Below are 17,599 nucleotides of genomic sequence, written 5' to 3' on the forward strand. Positions count from 1 at the left end.
GACGTCTGTTGAGCCGTCCCGTTAGTCAGCCTACGGTCCGTCTGGTTCGTGGACGCGCTCCGCTCACAATGGGTACTCGCCTCCGCGCAATGGCATGTGGTATACAAATCATCGGACTCGTTACACCGGGTCCGAATGACGGTATCGCGAAACGACGAAACCGCGTGATGGGAGGGAGTGCAGATATGATCCGTCGAAGGATGGAAAGCGCCGGACCTGGTGTTGCGCGCCCCGCGTCGCGAACTCGCACGGGCATCGAACCGGCCCCTCAGGCGGCTTGAGCCGCTCTCTCCGCATCCCGAAGACCGCCTCCAACTCCGAGACCGATCATGACCAAGGCCCTCGAAGGTGTCCGCATCCTGGACTTCACGCACGTTCAATCCGGCCCGACCTGCACGCAGCTTCTGGCCTGGTTCGGTGCCGACGTCATCAAGGTCGAGCGGCCGGGCGTCGGCGACGCCACACGCCAGCAGCTCCAGGATATCCCGGATGTGGACAGCCTCTATTTCACGATGCTGAACCACAACAAGCGCTCGATCACGCTGGATTCGAAGAACCCGAAGGGCAAGGAGGTGCTCTGGCGCCTCATCAAGGAATGCGACGTCCTCGTCGAGAACTTCGCGCCCGGCGCGCTCGCCCGCATGGGCCTGACCTGGGAGAAGATCCACGAGGCGAACCCGCGCATGATTCTGGCGTCGGTGAAGGGATTCGGGCCCGGCCGCTATGAGGATTGCAAGGTGTACGAGAACGTCGCGCAATGCGCCGGCGGCTCGGCTTCCACCACCGGTTTCCGCGACGGCATCCCGATGGTGACCGGCGCGCAGATCGGCGATTCCGGCACCGGCCTGCACCTCGCGCTCGGCATCGTCACGGCGCTGTATCACCGAACCCAGAGCGGCCTCGGCCAGAAGGTCGACTGCGCCATGCAGGACGGCGTGCTTAACCTGTGCCGGGTGAAGCTGCGCGACCAGCAGCGCCTCGCGCATGGCCCGCTCCGGGAATACAGTCAGTTCGGCGAGGGCATCCCGTTCGGCGAGGCGACCCCGCGGGCGGGCAATGATTCCGGCGGCGGCCAGCCGGGCCGTATCCTGCGCTGCAAGGGCTGGGAGCAGGATCCGAACGCCTATATCTACGTCATCACCCAGGCGGCAGTCTGGGAGCCGATCTGCGACATCATCGGCGAGCCCGACTGGAAGACCGACCCGAACTACGCCACACCGAAGGGGCGTCTGCCTCACCTCAACGAGATCTTCACGCGGATCGAGGCTTGGACGATGAAGATGTCCAAGTTCGAGGCGATGGACACGCTCAACAAGTACGACATCCCGTGCGGCCCGATCCTGTCGATGAAGGAGATCGCCGAGGATGAGGCCCTGCGGAAGACTGGCACGATCGTGGAGGTCGATCACCCGACCCGCGGGAAGTACCTGACGGTCGGCAACCCCATCAAGCTTTCGGCGAGCCCGAGCGAGGTGGTGCGCTCGCCGCTTCTGGGCGAGCATACCGACGAAATCCTGCGCAGCGTGCTCGGATACACCGAGGCCGAGGTCGGCGAGATCGCCAATTCGGGCGCGATCGGCACGGTGCAGAAGATCGCCGCCGAGTAAGCATCGCCCGGCCTTCGGTCGGTATCGGGAAACATATAGCCCGGGACGGTGACGAACCGTCCCGGGCGTATTGATTCATCGACCCCACAAGTGGGCGCGGGCAAGCGTTGGCTGTTTTTGCGCCCTAGATTCTCCGGTCCGGACCGCCCGGGATCCGGATCAAGCCCAGGACATCGCATGCGCATCGCCTTCATCGGTCAGCAGGATTTCGGAAAGGCCGTCCTTGAGGCGTTCCTGAAGCGCGGCGATGACGTGGCGGGCGTGTTCTGCGCGCCGGAGAAGCCGGGCGCGAAGCCCGACGTGCTGAGGACGGCGGCGGAGGAGAAGGGCCTGCAGGTCTTTCAGTTCGCGAGCCTCAAAAGCCCGGAGGCGGAGGCGGCCATGCGCGGCCTCAAGGCCGATATCGGCATCATGGCCTACGTGCTGCAGTTCGCCCCTCAGAGCTTCGTCAACATCCCGACCCACGGCACGATCCAGTACCACCCGAGCCTGCTGCCGCGTTACCGCGGACCGTCCTCGATCAACTGGCCGATCGCCCGGGGCGAATTGCAGACCGGCCTCACGATCTTCCGCCCCACCGACGGCCTCGATGAAGGGCCGGTGATCCTGCAGAAGATCTGCGCGATCGGCGCCGACGCGACCCTAGGCGACGTCTACTTCGAGAACCTGTTCCCGATGGGTGTCGACGCCATGCTCGAGGCGGCGGATCTGGTCGTCGCCGGCCAGCACATCGAGGTCGATCAGGACGAGGATGCGGCGAGCTACGAGGGGTGGTTCCGCGCTGCCGAGGCGGAGATCCGCTGGGGGGCTCATGCCGAGCAGATCTACAACCTGATCCGCGCGGCGAACCCGGCACCCGGCGCCTGGACGACCCTCGACGGCAAGAAGCTTCAGATCTTCGATTGCTGCCTGCACCCGATCCGCCGCCTTTCCGACGTGAAGGGCAAGCCCGGAGAAGTCATCGGAATCGATGCGGACGGGTTCAGCGTCTGCGCGCAGGGTGGCCGGATCGAGATCCGCAAGGTCAAGCCAGAGGGTGGCAAGAAGGTCTCGGCCGCCGATTATGCGCGGGAGATCGGGCTCGCCGCGGGACAGGTGCTGGGCCGGTAGAACCTACCGACTGGTTGCGTTGCCCGCCGGAGGTCAGGCGCGGGCGGGAGCATTCAACCCATAGCCCCGGAAGCGTTCCACGGTCGCTTGGATCTCGTGATCCGACAGGATCGCCGGGGCGCCGACTTGGAGCGCGACCGCGTATTGGTGACACAGCGTCTCCAGCTCGACGGCGAGCCACAGCGCCTTTTCCAGGCTCGCGCCGGCCGCGATCATGCCGTGGTTCGCCAGAAGGCAGACGTTGCGGTCCGCCAGGGCCGCCAGGGCGAGCTCGGACAGCTCCGCCGTGCCGTAGGCCGCGTAAGGTGCGCAGCGGACGCTGGGGCCCCCGAAGGCCGCGACCATGTAGTGGACCGCCGGGATGTCTCGGCCGCACATCGCGAAGGCGGTGCAGTAGACCGGGTGTGCATGGACGACGGCGCCGATTTCCGGCCGTCGGACCAGGATGTCCCGGTGGAAGCGCCACTCCGAGGACGGCTTCTGGTCCGGCGGATGCGTGCCGTCCAATCCCATCGGGACGATGTCGTCGGAACCCATGCGGGCGGTTGGTAAGCCCGACGGCGTGATCAGCAGGCCGTCACGGAAGCGGACCGAGACGTTCCCGGACGTCCCGCGATTCAGCCCCTGCACGTCGAGGTCGCGCGCGACCGCCACGACGTTGTCCCGCGCGATGCGCTCGTCGGTATCCATGCCCGATCTCCGGTTTTCCGGTCCCGGGTATGCAGGAAGCCCGGCGCCGTAAAGACGGCGCCGGGCTGTTTCGGATCATGTAGGTGGCGGCTACTGAGCCAGGACCGGCGCGAGGCTGGCCTCAGGCTTCTTGGTGTAGGCTGCACGCATCGGCTTCAGGACGAAGAGCGCGAGCAGGGCCGCCAGGATGTTCAGCGCCGCCGCGACCAGGAACACCGTGTGCCAGCTCCCCGTCATGGTCGTCAGCACACTGGTGTAGGGCACGATCAGGGCTGCCGTCCCCTTCGCAGTGTAGAGGAGGCCGGCGTTGGTCGCCGCGTATTTCGACCCGAAGGTGTCCCCGCAGGTTGCAGGGAACAGCGAGTAGATCTCACCCCACGCAAAGAACACGAGGCCGGTCAGCAGCACGAAGGCGATCGGGTTTTGGCCGAACTGGCTCAGCGCGTAGATGCCGAGGCCTTCGATCGCGAACGACACGAACATCGTGTTCTCGCGGCCGATATGATCCGACACCCAGCCGAAGAAGGGCCGCGTGACGCCGTTGAGCACCCGGTCCAGCGTCGCCGCGAAGGTCAGCGCCGGCAGCGTGATCCCGAGGAGCGAGACCGGGACGTCGGCGATCTTGAAGTCCTTGGCGATCGGTCCGAGCTGCGCTGTCGCCATGAGACCACCGGCGGCCATCATGACGAACATCGCGTACATGACCCAGAAGATCGGGGTCCGGACCATCTCGGCCGGCTTGTAGTCCCGCTTCGACTGGCTGACCCTTGCGACCTCCGGGACCTGACCCTTGGCCGGCGACCGCAGGAACAGGGCGATCAGCATCACGATGACGCCCTGCCCGATGCCGAAGTAGAAGAACGCGGCCTCGTAACCCTGCGACTTGATCATCGCCTGAATCGGCACGACCGTGAGCGCTGACCCGGCACCGAAGCCCATGGCGGTGATGCCGGCGGCAAGGCCGCGGCGATCCGGGAACCACTTCAGGGAATTGCCTACGCAGGTGCCGTAGACGGCGCCGGCGCCCGTGCCGCCGATCGCGGCCGCGATATAGAGCACCGTGAGCGATTCCGCGTAGGAGTTGATCACCCAGGCGATACCGCACAGCAGGCCGCCGAACAGGGTGACGATCCGCGGGCCGTACTTGTCGACGAACCAGCCTTCAATCGGCACCAGCCAGGTCTCGGTGACGACGAACAGGGTGAAGGCGACCTGAATCGCGGCCCGATCCCAGCCGTGCCGCTCCTGCATCGGGTTCACGAAGAACGTCCAACCGTACTGCATGTTGGCAATCATGCACATGCAGACGACGCCGAAGGCGAGTTGCAGCCATCGGCCGCGCCCCACCGGTTTGTGGATCTCGGACATACGCTTCCCTCCTAGGCAGTATTCTTAATGCCGTATGCGCTGTACGGTTTTATGCCCTGCCTCAGCGCGTCATGGCAGAACAAACCGCTCGTCGTTCTTGGAAAAATTCTTCGCCCGTGGGCAAATTTGATCGCACCGCCTCCAGCATGCGTCGTCGACAACAGCATTCGATCGCTATTGGTCGACGGTATGCCAGAAAGATGGTGCTGATATCGCCGGAGCCTGTCAATCGAACCTGCAGAAAAATACCGGATTGCGCCCCTGGATTAAGTTCGGTGCTCCGGACGTACGCATCGCCGATGGTCCAGTCCGACACGTGCGGAGTATCGCTCGATCAAGGATGGCTTGCGCTCATCACAGGTCTGTGGGACCGGCCCGCAATTGACTAGGATCTGGCTAAGGTTTGAGTTAGGTCGCTTGAGAGCGCACGACAGAGAATGCGTGCGGGAAATCATAGCTGTGAGTTGACTGGACGAGGGATGTCGAACTCCGAACCGTTGAGCGTGAAGCCGATCGTCGCCAGCTCCAGTCTCCGGACCTTGGCCTATGAGGCGCTCAAAAGCGCCATCACCAACATGGACATCTACGGGCGTCCGGATGAGGTGCGGCTCGATGAGCGGAAGCTGTCGCAGGATCTCGGCGTCAGCCGGACTCCGGTGCGTGAGGCGCTGACGGTCCTCGAACAGGAGGGCTTCGTCCGCTCGGAAGCCCGGCGCGGCGTCTTCGTGATCAAGAAGAACAAGCGCGAGATCGTCAGCATGATCCACGCTTGGACGGCATTGGAGAGCATGGCGGCGCGTCTCGCCTGTGCGCGGGCCACCGATGCCCAGCTCCGCGCGCTGCGCGAATCCTTCCCGGAATTCTACGGAGGTCAGCCCGCCGAGCACATTGACGAATATTCCGATGCCAATATCCGCTTCCACCAGCGCATCATCGCTTTGGGCCATTGCGACGCGATCGCGGATCTCACCAGCAATCTCCTGATGCATGTCCGCGGCATCCGCAGCACGGCCTTGCGGCAGGGCGATCGGGCGGAGCGGTCGATCCGGGAGCACGTTGCCATCATCGCCGCGCTGGAAGCCCGGGACGCCGATCTTGCGGAACGTCTCGTGCGCGAGCACGGCCTGGGCCTCGCTCATCACGTCGATACCTACGGCGATTACCTCGACTAGGCTCGGGATGCCGCAGCGAGGCTCGCCGCATCGCCACCCTGGGAGCGGCGCACCGCGACGCTGACCCCGAGACCGACACTTGGGTCGCCATCTCGGATCGGCGCAATCGAAGCGGCGCGGTGAAACCGGCGAGGCTGCGGCGGAGAAATTGTTTTTCCCCCAGCTTGAATTCGTCGCTGTCGGCAATGCAGCGGTGCGGTCGGAAAATCAGCCTATCATCTTGCATTCAGTTCGTCTGAACCATCGATCCCGTCGCACCGATCATTTGCGCTGCAATATTTCATTGTGTGCGATTGACTGAATGTTCGCGGTACGTCGGGCCCACTCATACGCATAAGGGCGGTCGATAAGGCCGGAAATCAGAGACCATTTTGTCCTGCATGCATGGCAAGCATGCTGGGCATTCGTTATCTGGCATACCAGATTGCCGTCCGGAATGGCATTTATCGCATCGCAGCAAATGACGCGATGACGTCGTTCCGGAGAGTTCCATGACCGTCAGCTTCCTCGTTCTGTTCGCCGCGTTCGCAGCCTGCCAGGCGCTGCTGACCGTCAAGTATGCGGATTTCCTGAGCCCGGCTTCGGATGCTGACCGTTCGGCCGTCAGCCCCGCGCGCGAGGTCGGGAAGGCGAAGCTCGCCTGAGACGTGATGTAACCGACGCAGTCGCGCTGCTGACTGCGTAGGGTTAACGCTTTCCTCAAATCTTCCCGCTATGGTCGACGGATCGTTGACCATACGGGCGAGGGAGCGACCGTGTTGGCCGTCGGCCCCCAAACACGATTCTCCGCCAATCCTTTCGTTCTGCTGATTTCGGATCGGCCTTCGGAACGGGCAGCGCTGGAGCGCGCGATTGCGCTGGTGATGGACTGCCGGGCCATGCCGCCCGGCGCCTCCGTCCCGCACGAACGGCCTCACCTGATCATCCTGGACCTGCCGCCGGCTCAGGGCGCGCGACTGGAAACGGCCCTCAACTATCCCGGCCCGCAGATACCGCGCCTGCTGCTCGTCCGCGGGGAGCCGGTGCCCGCAGCACCTCAGATCCGACAGCTTCCGGCAGCTGCAGCGCGGCAGATCGTGCTGGCAAATGCCTTCTCCATGATCGAGGAGGCGACCCGCTCAGCCAAAGTGCGGGAGCGGCGGCTTGCCGAACACGTAACCCAGGCGACCGCGCTCGTAGCCGAGCTGTTCGACAGCGCTGCCCTCGGCGCACGTTTTCAGCGGGCCGACATCGATCGCGGCACGGAATTGGTGTTGGCCGCCATCTCCGAAGTGGGTATCGCGGCCTGGCTTGCCGAAGTCTGGCGCCACGACATCGGCGTCTACCAGCACACCCTCGGTGTCGCCGGTCACGCGGCGACGTTCGGCGCGCAGATCGGGCTTGGACGTGTCGACCTGGCCCGGCTGGTGAGCTCGGCACTCCTGCACGATATCGGCAAGTCGCGCATTCCGGTCGAGATCCTGAACAAGCCGGGACCGCTCAATCCCGAAGAGCTGCGCCTGATGCAGCGGCATCCTGATATCGGTGCCGATCTGTTGCTGGCGCAGGGCGGCTTCGAGGGTGCGGTGATCGACGTGGTCCGCCATCATCACGAGCGCCTTGACGGAAAGGGCTATCCGGATCGGCTGTCAGGTCGCGCGATATCGGACCTCGTCCGCATCGTGACGATCTGCGACGTGTACTCGGCGCTCACGGAACGGCGGACCTACCGGCAGCCTGCCAGCGCCGTCGAGGCCTTGGCCATCATGACCGACAGCAGCGGCCACCTCGATACAGCGCTCCTACGCGCCTTCGCGCCCGCGATGTTGGGAAGCGCTGCCCTGGCCGCGTAACGGCCGGCCGGCGTGGCATGACGGCCACGGCTGCGAGCCGGAGGAGGCCGTGTCGCCCGCCGCCGCGCTTTTGCCGCAACCGGGCGGGAGTGAGGCGCGCAGATCGTTCCAACGCGCCAGCCCGCCCGTGCCGAAACTGAATCCAACTCTCGCCCTGACTCTGCTGGTGACGCTGACCGGATGCGGCGGCCTCCCGTTCGCGCCCGAGCCGGCCGTCGAGAACGCGACCCAGCCGGCGATCCTCGACGAGGTGTCGGCCGCGGCGGCCATCTCGGCCTATCGCCTCCAGCATGGGTTGAGCCCGGTGGTGGTGGATCCCACGCTGGTGAAGGCCGCGGCATTTCAGGCCGGCAACAATGCGCGCCACGGGCAGCTGAGCCACGAGATCGGCGGCAGCTTCACCGCGCGCATGGCTTCGGCGGGCTTGGCGAAATCCTGGTCCGCCGAGAATCTGAGCGCCGGTTCCGAGACCCTCGACCAAGTGCTCGCCCGCTGGAAGGCCAGCCCCGAGCACAACAGGAACATGCTGCTTCCGCAGATCCGGCGAATCGGTATCGCGCGGGTCGACGCCCCGGGCACTCGCTACAAGCGGTTCTGGGCCCTGGTCATGGCAGGGGGCTGAGGGCGCTACGGATCGGCCGGCGCGAGATCGACGATCCGCAGCTGCGCCCGCTCGGCGCCGCGCCAGCGATCGCACGACAGGGTTCCCGCCACGTGCATCTCGCGGCCGATCCCGTTCAGCAGCGCGAGGCCGAGCGGGCGCTCGGCGGCCCGGAAGCAGATCGCCCCGACGGCTTGCCCATCGCGGCTGCGCAGGCGTGCGCGGACATGGCTTGATCCGACGATGCCGGCATCGACGAGCCGATGCCGCCCGAGCGCGAAGACCGGTTCGGGCGCACCCTGGCCGAACGGCCCTGCGCGCTGAAGCAGCCGGACCGTCTCGGCGGTGGCACCGCCGGCACTGAGGCTGCCATCGATCAGGAGGGCGTCGGCCGCACGCGCAAGGGCGATGCTCGCACCGAGCAGTGCGGCCAGATGCGCCTCAAATCGCGGGATGTCGTCCGCCCGCACCGTCACGCCCGCCGCCATTGCATGGCCGCCGCCCTTGCTGGCGAGCTCCGCCTCCACACAGGCCCGAACGGCGAGACCAAGATCCGCCCCGGGGATCGATCGACCCGAGCCCGTGGCGCTGCCATCCGGGCGAATCGCGAACGCGAAGGCCGGGCGGTTGAAGCGCTCCTTCAGCCGCGACGCGATCAGGCCTACGACACCCGGGTGCCATTCGGCGCTGGCCGTGACCAGGACGGCGCGCGCCGGATCGAGGCTGAGCGCGCGTTCCATCTCGGCCTCGGCCTCCATCACCGCCTGCGCCTCGATGGCCTGCCGCTCGCGGTTGAGGCGGTCGAGCTCGGCGGCGATCCGTGCGGCCTCGACCGGGTCGGACGTAGTCAGAAGCCGGGCGCCGAGGCCCGAATCACCGATGCGCCCGCCGGCATTGATCCGGGGGCCCAGCACAAAGCCGAGATGCCAGGATTCCGGCGGTTCGATCAACGATGCGGCATCGAGGAGCGCGGCCAGCCCCGTCCTGTTGCGACGACGCATCACCGTCAGGCCCTGGGTCACGAAGGCGCGGTTGAGGCCGGTGAGTGGCACCACGTCGGCGACCGTGGCCAGCGCCACGAGGTCGAGGGAATCGGTGAGGGCGGGCTCGGGCCGGTTTGGACCGAAATATCCACCGTGCCGCAGGGCGCGGTTGAGGGCGACGAGCGTCAGGAAGACGATTCCGGCGGCGCACAGGTGGCCGAGACCGGAAAGATCGTCGAGGCGATTGGGGTTCACGACCGCACGCGCCGGCGGCAGGACCTCCGAGGCGGCGTGATGATCGAGGACGATGACGTCGAGCCCCGCCTTCTCGGCTTCCTCCAGCGGTCCGTGTCCACTCGTTCCGCAATCGACGCAGACGAGAAGGGTCGCGCCCTCCGCTGCCAGGCTGGTGATCGCCGCCACATTGGGACCGTAACCCTCGGTGATCCGGTCGGGAATGTGGATCGGCGCCTTCAGGCCGAGGCCGCGCAGATAGCCCGCCAGCAGGGCGGCGCTGGCAGCGCCGTCGACGTCGTAATCGCCGAAAACCGCCACGGTCTCGGCCCGCCGTACAGCACGCACGAGGCGGCGCACCGCCGCATCCATATCGAGCAGCGTATCGGGATCCGGCATCAGGTCTCGGAGCCGCGGTGCGAGGTGACGTGCCGTCTCCTCCGGCATCACGCCGCGGCTGGCCAGGACGCGGGCCAGCAGTTCGGGCAGCCCATGGGCCTGCACCATCTTGGCGATGTGGTTCTGAATGGCCGCGCCGCTGCAGCGCTCCTGCCACCGCCGTCCGGTCACGGAGGCGGCCACACCCAGGAAGGCAGGCTGGTCGGCGAGGAGCGGAGCGCAAGACACGGCCGTCATCCTACACAGCGTTGGCCACGGACGCGCGGGCGTCGCCGCAACAGCGCAACCAAACCAGGCCGGGGCCGAAACGACGAAGGGCGGGCATCGCTGCCCGCCCTTGCCGCAAACCCGAGAGTTCGATGATCAGAAGGTTTTCAGGATGCTGTCGACAACCTTCTTGGCGTCGCCGAACAGCATCATGGTGTTGTCGCGGAAGAAAACCTCGTTCTCGACGCCCGCATAGCCCGAGCCCATGCCGCGCTTGATGAACAGCACGGTCTTGGCCTTCTCCACGTCGAGGATCGGCATGCCGTAGATCGGCGAGGCCTTGTCGGTCTTGGCCGCGGGATTGGTGACGTCGTTGGCGCCGATCACGAAGGCCACGTCCGCCTGGGGGAACTCGCCGTTGATGTCCTCAAGCTCGAACACCTCGTCGTAAGGCACGTTCGCCTCGGCGAGCAGCACGTTCATGTGACCCGGCATGCGGCCCGCCACCGGATGGATGGCGTATTTCACGTCGACGCCCTCCTTCTTCAGCATGTCGGCCATCTCGCGCAGCGAGTGCTGCGCCTGGGCGACGGCCATGCCGTAGCCCGGGACGATGATGACGCGCTCGGCGTTCTTCATGATGTAGGCCGCGTCGTCGGCCGAGCCCTGCTTCACGGGGCGCGTCTCGACCTGACCGGAGCCCGCCACAGCAGTGTCGCCGCCGAACCCGCCCAGGATGACCGAGATGAACGATCGGTTCATCGCGTGGCACATGATGTAGGACAGGATCGCGCCGGACGAGCCGACCAGCGAACCCGTGATGATCAGCGCGAGGTTGCCCAGGGTAAAGCCGATGCCGGCCGCCGCCCAACCCGAGTAGGAGTTGAGCATCGACACGACCACCGGCATGTCGGCGCCGCCGATCGGGATGATGATCAGACCGCCGAGCACCAGCGAGGCGAGGATGATCAGCCAGAAAATGGCCTTGGACTCGGTGCCGATGAACAGGGCGAGCAACAGGACGAGCCCTGCCGCCAGCAGCGCGTTGATGAGATGGCGCTGCGGCAGCATGATCGGCTTGCCCGACATGCGGCCGTCGAGCTTGGCGAACGCAATCACCGAGCCGGTGAACGTGATCGCGCCGATGGCGACGCCCAGCCCCATCTCGAACAGCGACTGCTTGTGATAGTGGCCGTTCTCGATGATCCCGAAGGCCTGCGGCGCGTAGAGTGCACCGGCCGCCACGAACACCGCCGCGAGGCCGACCAGCGAGTGGAAGGCCGCTACCAGCTGCGGCATTGCCGTCATCGACACGCGCTTTGCGATCACCGCACCGGCGCCGCCGCCGATCCCGAGACCGAGCAGAACCAGGATCCAGGCACCGATCCCGGCCGGCGGGTGGCCGACCAGCGTGGTCAGGATGGCCAGCCCCATGCCGACCATGCCGTACAGGTTGCCCTGCCGGGAGGTGGTCGGGTGCGAGAGCCCCCGCAGCGCCATGATGAACAGGACGCCGGAGACGATATACAGAAGGGAGGAGACGTTCTCTGACACCGGCTCAGCCCTTCTTCTTGTACATGCCGAGCATGCGCTGCGTGACGAGGAAGCCCCCGAAGATGTTCACGCTGGCGAGCACGATGCCGATGAAGCCGAAGAACCGGGCAAGCCCGGTGCCCTTCTCGATGAGCGGCACGCCGACCGCGAGGATCGCGCCAACGATGATCACCGAGGAAATCGCGTTGGTGACCGACATCAGCGGCGTGTGGAGCGCCGGGGTCACCGACCAGACGACGTAGTAGCCGACGAAGATCGCAAGCACGAAGATCGCCAGTCGGAAGACCGTGGGATCCACAGCACCGCCCGTTGCGGCGCTGAGCCCGTGGCCCATGCCGTCGGCGATGACCTGGGCCTGATCGGCCGCGTTGCGGGCGACCGCGGCAGCGGCACGTGCGGCGTCGGCCAGCACACGGGCCTGATCGGCTGCCTGATCGGGAGGGACGATGACGGTTGCCATTCTGCTACTCCTCTCGACCGGTCTTCACTGCGCGCCGGAGGCCTTGTTGGCCTCCGACTTGGCGAGCCCTACGGATGCGGCCTCCGAGGCCGGGCCGTCGGTCTTGGGCTGGAAGGATGCGTGGACGACCGAGCCATCGCGGGTGAGGTTCGTGGCCTTCACCAGCTCGTCGTCCCAGTTGATGGCGAGCGCCTTCGACTCCTTGTCGATCAGGGTCTCGGCGAACGCGTAGAGGTTGCGGGCGTACAGGCTCGACGCCGTTGCGGCGAGGCGGCCGGGGACGTTGACGTGGCCGACGATCTTCACGCCGCGGTCCGTGATGACGACTTCGCCGGCCTTGGCTCCGGCAACGTTGCCGCCGCGCTCGACCGCGAGATCCACCAGGACCGAGCCCGGCTTCATGGACGCGACCATTTCCTCCGAGACCAGCTTCGGCGCGGCACGGCCCGGGATCAACGCGGTGGTGATGACGATGTCCTGCTTGGCGATGTGGCCCTTGACCAGCTCCGCCTGCTTTTTCTGGTACTCGGCCGACATCTCCTTGGCGTAGCCGCCGGCGGTCTCAGCCTGCTTGAACTCGTCGTCCTCGACGGCGACGAACTTGGCGCCGAGCGATTCGACCTGCTCTTTGGTGGCAGGGCGCACGTCGGTGGCGGTCACGACGGCGCCGAGGCGTCGCGCCGTGGCGATGGCCTGCAGGCCGGCAACGCCGACACCCATCACGAAGACGCGGGCGGCCGGCACGGTGCCGGCGGCGGTCATCATCATCGGCATGGCCCGGCCGTATTCGGCGGCGCCGTCGACCACCGCGCGGTAGCCCGCGAGGTTCGCCTGCGAGGAGAGAACGTCCATGACCTGCGCGCGGGTGATGCGCGGCATCAGCTCCATCGCGAAGCCTGCGACGCCGGCATCGGCCATCGCCTTGAGGGCGGCCTCGTTGCCGTAGGGATCCATGATCGCGATCACGGTGGCGCCGCGCTTGAGCTGAGGCAGCTCTTCGCCGCTCGGGCGCCGCACCTTGAGGACGAGGTCGGCATCGCGCGCCGCATCGGCCGCGCTTCCCGCGACCTCAGCTCCAGCCGCCTCGTACTCGGCGTCGAGAATGCCGGCCTTCTGGCCGGCACCCGACTGCACCACGACATCGGCGCCGAGAGCCTTGAACTTCTTGACGGTCTCGGGGACCGCGGACACGCGCGGTTCCGCGGAGTCGGTCTCGGACAGCACAGCAATGCGCATGCGCGGATTCCCCTGGATAAGCTCGGCCCTTCGAATGCGCGAAGCGTCGCGGCTTTTCGAGATGCGGACCTGCGGCGCAATGGTGGAACTGGGCCGAATGTAACTTGTGGTCAATTGAATCAACGACCACGTGCCAGCGGCCCGCTCAAGCGGATGTCAGCGGGGTCAACCCGAGGACCGACGGTCCGGGAACCGCACCCGCACCCTCAGGCGAAGAACAGGTAGAGCAGCAGAAGGACGGCGACGACCACTGGTGCACGCCAGCCCACGGCCGGGGCCAGGGCACCCACCGCGCCCGCCGCACCCGAAACGATCACGCCGACGATGGCCAGAAGCCATGCTTCGCGAATCCCGCCGACGGCCAGCGCCAGCACCCAGCAGATCACGACGCCAGTGGCGATCTCGACGAAGCGGACGAATCCGCGATAGGTCTGCTCGTGCGTCCGCGCGTCCATCGCCGGGCTGTAGGTGTGCCCGGCCACCGTGTCACTCTCAGCCATCGTGCGCTCGTTTCCCTAAGACGCGACTTCTTGCGGTCACGGTGGGATGTAGCTCAAGCGTTTACCTGCCGCAATCGGACGCACGCAAGTTGATCGCTCTCTCGGCGGGTCTGTGGCGGGTTCAGGCCGGGTTCGGAAGCCCCGCCTCGGCCAGCGCCCGGCCCTGACGTTCGGCGAGCGTGTCCAGCGAGAAATGCTCGATCTCGGCCTCGAAGAGCCGGTGGTAGTTGAGCTCGGATCGGAGGTGGAGAAACACCGCGCCGAGGCCGACCGCCGCGCGGTCCATGAACACGAATTCCTGCGGGACCGTCACCGGGCCGCGCTCCTTCAGGGCCTGATGGACTTCGAAGGCCTGGCGTCGACCGTACTCGCCGGGCTTCACGCCGTCCGCCACGGTCCGGGTCCGGTCCTCGAGCAAAGGCCCGTAGATGAAACGCGCCCAGATATTCAGGATCTCGATCTTTTCCCGATCGAGGTTCTTGAAACCCCAAACCTCGTAGGCGTGCACGATCCGAGCCTCGTCGCCGGTCAGGAGGCCGCGGTACAGGTCCACCACGCCGCCGACGAAGCGGGGATGGAAGATGCGCACACAGCCGTAATCCAGCAGGTTGATCCCGACGGCCTCGCCGCCCTCCGAGAACACCGTGTAGTTCCCGAGATGCGGATCGCCGTGGATGACCGCAGCGCGGCTGAACGGGTGCCACCATGCCTTGAACATCGCCTGGGCGATGCGGTTGCGGACCTCGACGGGTTCCTCGGCGAAGCCCAGGATCCTGTCGCCGTCGAGCCAGCCGAGCGTCAGGAGACGCTTGGTCGACAAGCTTGGGTGCACCTGCGGCACACGCACAGCCGCGATGTCCTTGAGGACCGCGCCGTAGAGCGCCGCATGCTTGGCCTCGCGCTCGTAGTCGAGTTCCTCACGCACGCGCGCGCCGATCTCCTTGGCGATCTCGCGGGTGTCCAGCCAGGAATTCATGCGCCGATGCAGCGCGAAGGCAAGTTCCAGCTGCTTCAGGTCGGCTTCCACGGCCGATTGCATGTCCGGGTACTGAAGCTTGCAGGCCAGCCGCTCACCATCCTTGGAGGTGGCGCGGTGAACCTGGCCGAGCGAGGCCGCGGCCGCCGGCTTCAGGTCGAAGCTGCCGAAACGCGCCTGCCAGCCGGCCCCGAGTTCCGATTGCATGCGCCGCCGCACGAAGGCAGCCCCCATCGGCGGCGCGTCGGCCTGGAGCTTCTGCAATTCGGCCGCGTATTCGGGCGGCAGCAGGTCCGGCACGGTGGCGAGCAATTGGGCCACCTTCATGATCGGCCCCTTCAGTCCACCAAGCGCCTGGGCCAGGGCCGCGGCGTTGGTGGTGCCCTCCTTGCCGAACAGCCGGGACATCGCCATCCTGGCGGCGACGCCCCCGACATTGGCGCCCACGCTGGCGTAGCGCCCGGCGCGGGCGGAGAAGCGGTTGGCTTCGCGATCGGTCTCGGCCATCACTCGATCTGTTTGTCTGCGGCTGACCGGGAGATATGCCGCTGGCGCGCAGACGCCAGGGGCGTGGGTCCCTGCGCCGCGGGGACCCACGACGAACGGCCGCGTGCGCGAGGCCGGCGGATCGTGCGTCAGCCCTGTCCTTCCATCCCTTCCAGCTCCGCAATCATCCCCTCGATCATCCCGAGGCCGATCTGCCAGAAGCCCGGATCCTTCGCGTCGAGGCCGAAGGGCGCCAGCAGCTCGCCATACGGCTTCGAGCCGCCCGCCGAGAGCAGCGCGAAGTAACGCTCGACGAAACCCTCCTCCGCCTGCGCATAGACACCGTAGAGGGAGTTCACGAGGCAATCGCCGAATGCATAGGCGTAGACGTAGAACGGTGAGTGGATGAAGTGGGGGATATAGGCCCAGAACGGCTCGTAGCCCGCATCGAGCGTGATCGCCGGACCGAGCGATTCCGCCTGCACCGACAGCCACAGGGCGTTGATCTGATCGGTCGTCAGCTCACCCTTGGCGCGCGCGAGATGCACCTTGCGCTCGAACGAATAGAACGCGATCTGGCGCACCACCGTGTTGATCATGTCCTCGACCTTCGCGGCGAGCATCGCCCGGCGCTGGCTCGTGGCGGTGGTGGCCCCGAGCAGCTTGCGGAAGGTCAGCATCTCGCCGAACACGCTCGCGGTCTCGGCCAGCGTCAGGGGCGTCGGGGCCATCAGCGCGCCGTTCGGGCCGGCCAGCACCTGATGGACACCGTGGCCGAGTTCGTGAGCCAGGGTCATCACGTCCCGCGGCTTGCCCTGATAATTCACCAGCACGTAGGGGTGGACGGACGGGACGGTGGGGTGGGCGAAGGCCCCCGGCGCCTTGCCGGGCCGGGTCGGCGCGTCGATCCAGCTCTCGTCGAAGAAGCGCCGGGCGATGCCCGCCATCTTCGGCGAGAACGCGTCGTAAGCGGACAGCACCGTATCGCGGGCCTCCGTCCAGGGAATCGTCCGCTGCTCGACCGTCGGGAGCGGCGCATTGCGGTCCCAGTAGGGCAGCGTCTCCCGTCCGAACCACTTGGCCTTCAGCTTGTAGTAGCGGTGCGACAGGCGCGGATAAGCGGCCCGTACCGCGTCGACCAGTGCCTCGACGACCTCCGGTTCGACCCGGTTGGCGAGGTGGCGTGCGTCGGCGACGTCCTTGAAGCCGCGCCAGCGGTCGGAAATCTCCTTGTCCTTCGCCAGCGTGTTGGTGATCAGCGTGAAGACGCGCAGATGGCCGCGTAGAACATCACTGACCGCGCCGGCAGCCTCCTTTCGAACGGCACCGTCCGGATCCTGAAGCTTGTTCAGCGTAGGCTCGAGCGGCATCTCCTCACCCTGCACGGTGAAGCGCAGTGACGCGATCGTCTCGTTGAACAGCCGGTCCCAGGCCGCATTCGACGTAACCGACTTCTCAAGGAACAGCTTCTCGGTCCGGTCGTCGAGCTGGTGCGGCTTCTCCCTGCGGAGATCCTCGATCCAGGGCGCGTAGCGGGCGAGTGCACCGTCGGCCATCGCGGCATCCACCGCCGCATCGTCAGCCCGGTTCAGCTCCAAAGCAAAGAACAGCAGATCGGACGAGGCGCTCGTCAACCGCTCGCGCGTGTCGCCATAGAATTTCGCCCGCGCCTCGTCGGTGGTGTCACTGGAGTAGACCAGTCCGGCAAAGGACATCAGCTTGCCGAGGAGTTCCTCAATCCCCTCGTACGCGCGGACCGCCTCGGCAAGGCGCGCGGACGCGTCGGCGCCGGACGCGATCTCTGCGATGCGGCCGGCATAGGTCTCGGAGAAGCGACGGCACTCCTCCTCGGCACGGCTCATGTCGGCGGAAAACTCCGGGTCGTCGAGGCCGGCATAGAGATCCGAGAGATCCCATTCCGGGAGATGACCGAGGTCGGCAGCCTTCGCGGCGGCGCGCGCGGCGCTCACGCCTTCCGGCAGTCGGACGTTCACCGTCGATGCGGTGTGGCTCGGCATCATGTCGCGCGTTCCTCTGAAAAGGGGCTCGGCCCCGTACCCTGATATCGACTGTGCCGCCACGCGTTCAACGCGGCCGGTTGGCGTGGCCCGGCACGGCGCCTGACGATCCGGTGGAAACGTCGTTAAGCGCCACTTTACGTCTCTCCGTCACCCTACGGCTCGA

The 17,599-nt window shown here is 66.5% G+C and carries 16 protein-coding genes; 7 read left to right on the top strand and 9 right to left on the bottom strand.

Annotated elements, in window-relative coordinates:
- Positions 1 to 329: 329 nt before the first annotated feature.
- Positions 330 to 1,607 carry a formyl-CoA transferase gene (gene frc / locus JOE48_RS07265; RefSeq protein WP_210028925.1) on the top strand — a complete coding sequence of 426 codons (1,278 nt, stop codon included), beginning with the start codon at positions 330 to 332 and terminating at the stop codon, positions 1,605 to 1,607.
- Between the two features lie 177 nt (positions 1,608 to 1,784).
- Positions 1,785 to 2,717, top strand: a complete 933-nt coding sequence (locus tag JOE48_RS07270; RefSeq protein WP_210028926.1) for a methionyl-tRNA formyltransferase — start codon at positions 1,785 to 1,787, stop codon at positions 2,715 to 2,717.
- A gap of 33 nt (positions 2,718 to 2,750) precedes the next feature.
- On the opposite strand, the gene JOE48_RS07275 is transcribed toward JOE48_RS07270, so the two are convergent.
- Entirely contained in the window at positions 2,751 to 3,407 is a 657-nt protein-coding gene (locus JOE48_RS07275) for a class II aldolase/adducin family protein (RefSeq protein WP_210028927.1), read from the bottom strand.
- Positions 3,408 to 3,497: 90 nt separating this feature from the next.
- The gene (oxlT, locus tag JOE48_RS07280; RefSeq protein WP_210028928.1) at positions 3,498 to 4,775 is read right to left on the bottom strand and encodes an oxalate/formate MFS antiporter; all 1,278 of its coding nucleotides are present in this window, start codon (positions 4,773 to 4,775) and stop codon (positions 3,498 to 3,500) included.
- A 479-nt stretch (positions 4,776 to 5,254) separates the two neighbouring features.
- On the opposite strand from oxlT, the gene JOE48_RS07285 reads away from it, so the two are divergent.
- From JOE48_RS07285 to JOE48_RS07305, 5 genes are all read left to right on the top strand, one after another.
- Positions 5,255 to 5,947, top strand: a complete 693-nt coding sequence (locus JOE48_RS07285; RefSeq protein ID WP_210028930.1) for a GntR family transcriptional regulator — start codon at positions 5,255 to 5,257, stop codon at positions 5,945 to 5,947.
- A gap of 79 nt (positions 5,948 to 6,026) precedes the next feature.
- The gene (locus tag JOE48_RS07290) at positions 6,027 to 6,248 is read left to right on the top strand and encodes a hypothetical protein (RefSeq protein ID WP_210028931.1); all 222 of its coding nucleotides are present in this window, start codon (positions 6,027 to 6,029) and stop codon (positions 6,246 to 6,248) included.
- Positions 6,249 to 6,438: 190 nt separating this feature from the next.
- Entirely contained in the window at positions 6,439 to 6,591 is a 153-nt protein-coding gene (locus JOE48_RS07295) for a hypothetical protein (protein WP_210028932.1), read from the top strand.
- Between the two features lie 111 nt (positions 6,592 to 6,702).
- The gene (locus tag JOE48_RS07300; protein ID WP_312893115.1) at positions 6,703 to 7,779 is read left to right on the top strand and encodes an HD domain-containing phosphohydrolase; all 1,077 of its coding nucleotides are present in this window, start codon (positions 6,703 to 6,705) and stop codon (positions 7,777 to 7,779) included.
- Between the two features lie 127 nt (positions 7,780 to 7,906).
- Positions 7,907 to 8,401 (top strand): CAP domain-containing protein, encoded by a 495-nt coding sequence (locus tag JOE48_RS07305; RefSeq protein ID WP_210035627.1) that lies wholly within the window; start codon positions 7,907 to 7,909, stop codon positions 8,399 to 8,401.
- A gap of 5 nt (positions 8,402 to 8,406) precedes the next feature.
- Here the strand turns inward: JOE48_RS07305 and recJ are convergent, their stop codons facing one another.
- The 7 genes from recJ to JOE48_RS07340 all read right to left on the bottom strand — a co-directional run bounded on the left by recJ (position 8,407) and on the right by JOE48_RS07340 (position 17,436).
- Positions 8,407 to 10,233 (bottom strand): single-stranded-DNA-specific exonuclease RecJ, encoded by a 1,827-nt coding sequence (gene recJ, locus JOE48_RS07310; protein WP_210028934.1) that lies wholly within the window; start codon positions 10,231 to 10,233, stop codon positions 8,407 to 8,409.
- 126 nt (positions 10,234 to 10,359) lie between these two features.
- The gene (locus tag JOE48_RS07315) at positions 10,360 to 11,757 is read right to left on the bottom strand and encodes an NAD(P)(+) transhydrogenase (Re/Si-specific) subunit beta (protein WP_210028935.1); all 1,398 of its coding nucleotides are present in this window, start codon (positions 11,755 to 11,757) and stop codon (positions 10,360 to 10,362) included.
- Between the two features lie 4 nt (positions 11,758 to 11,761).
- Complete coding sequence (locus JOE48_RS07320) at positions 11,762 to 12,217, bottom strand: proton-translocating transhydrogenase family protein (protein WP_192707681.1); 456 nt, start codon at positions 12,215 to 12,217, stop codon at positions 11,762 to 11,764.
- 24 nt (positions 12,218 to 12,241) lie between these two features.
- A complete protein-coding gene (locus tag JOE48_RS07325; RefSeq protein ID WP_210028936.1) occupies positions 12,242 to 13,453 on the bottom strand; it encodes a Re/Si-specific NAD(P)(+) transhydrogenase subunit alpha in 1,212 nt (403 codons plus the stop codon).
- A gap of 206 nt (positions 13,454 to 13,659) precedes the next feature.
- Positions 13,660 to 13,953, bottom strand: a complete 294-nt coding sequence (locus JOE48_RS07330; RefSeq protein ID WP_210028937.1) for an aa3-type cytochrome c oxidase subunit IV — start codon at positions 13,951 to 13,953, stop codon at positions 13,660 to 13,662.
- Positions 13,954 to 14,074: 121 nt separating this feature from the next.
- On the bottom strand, positions 14,075 to 15,436 hold the full coding sequence (locus tag JOE48_RS07335) for an AarF/ABC1/UbiB kinase family protein (RefSeq protein ID WP_210028938.1): 1,362 nt from the start codon (positions 15,434 to 15,436) through the stop codon (positions 14,075 to 14,077).
- 128 nt (positions 15,437 to 15,564) lie between these two features.
- The gene (locus JOE48_RS07340) at positions 15,565 to 17,436 is read right to left on the bottom strand and encodes a M3 family oligoendopeptidase (protein WP_210028939.1); all 1,872 of its coding nucleotides are present in this window, start codon (positions 17,434 to 17,436) and stop codon (positions 15,565 to 15,567) included.
- Between the last annotated feature and the right edge of the window lie 163 nt (positions 17,437 to 17,599).

Source organism: Methylobacterium sp. PvR107 (assembly GCF_017833295.1).
In the GTDB taxonomy this organism is placed as follows: domain Bacteria; phylum Pseudomonadota; class Alphaproteobacteria; order Rhizobiales; family Beijerinckiaceae; genus Methylobacterium.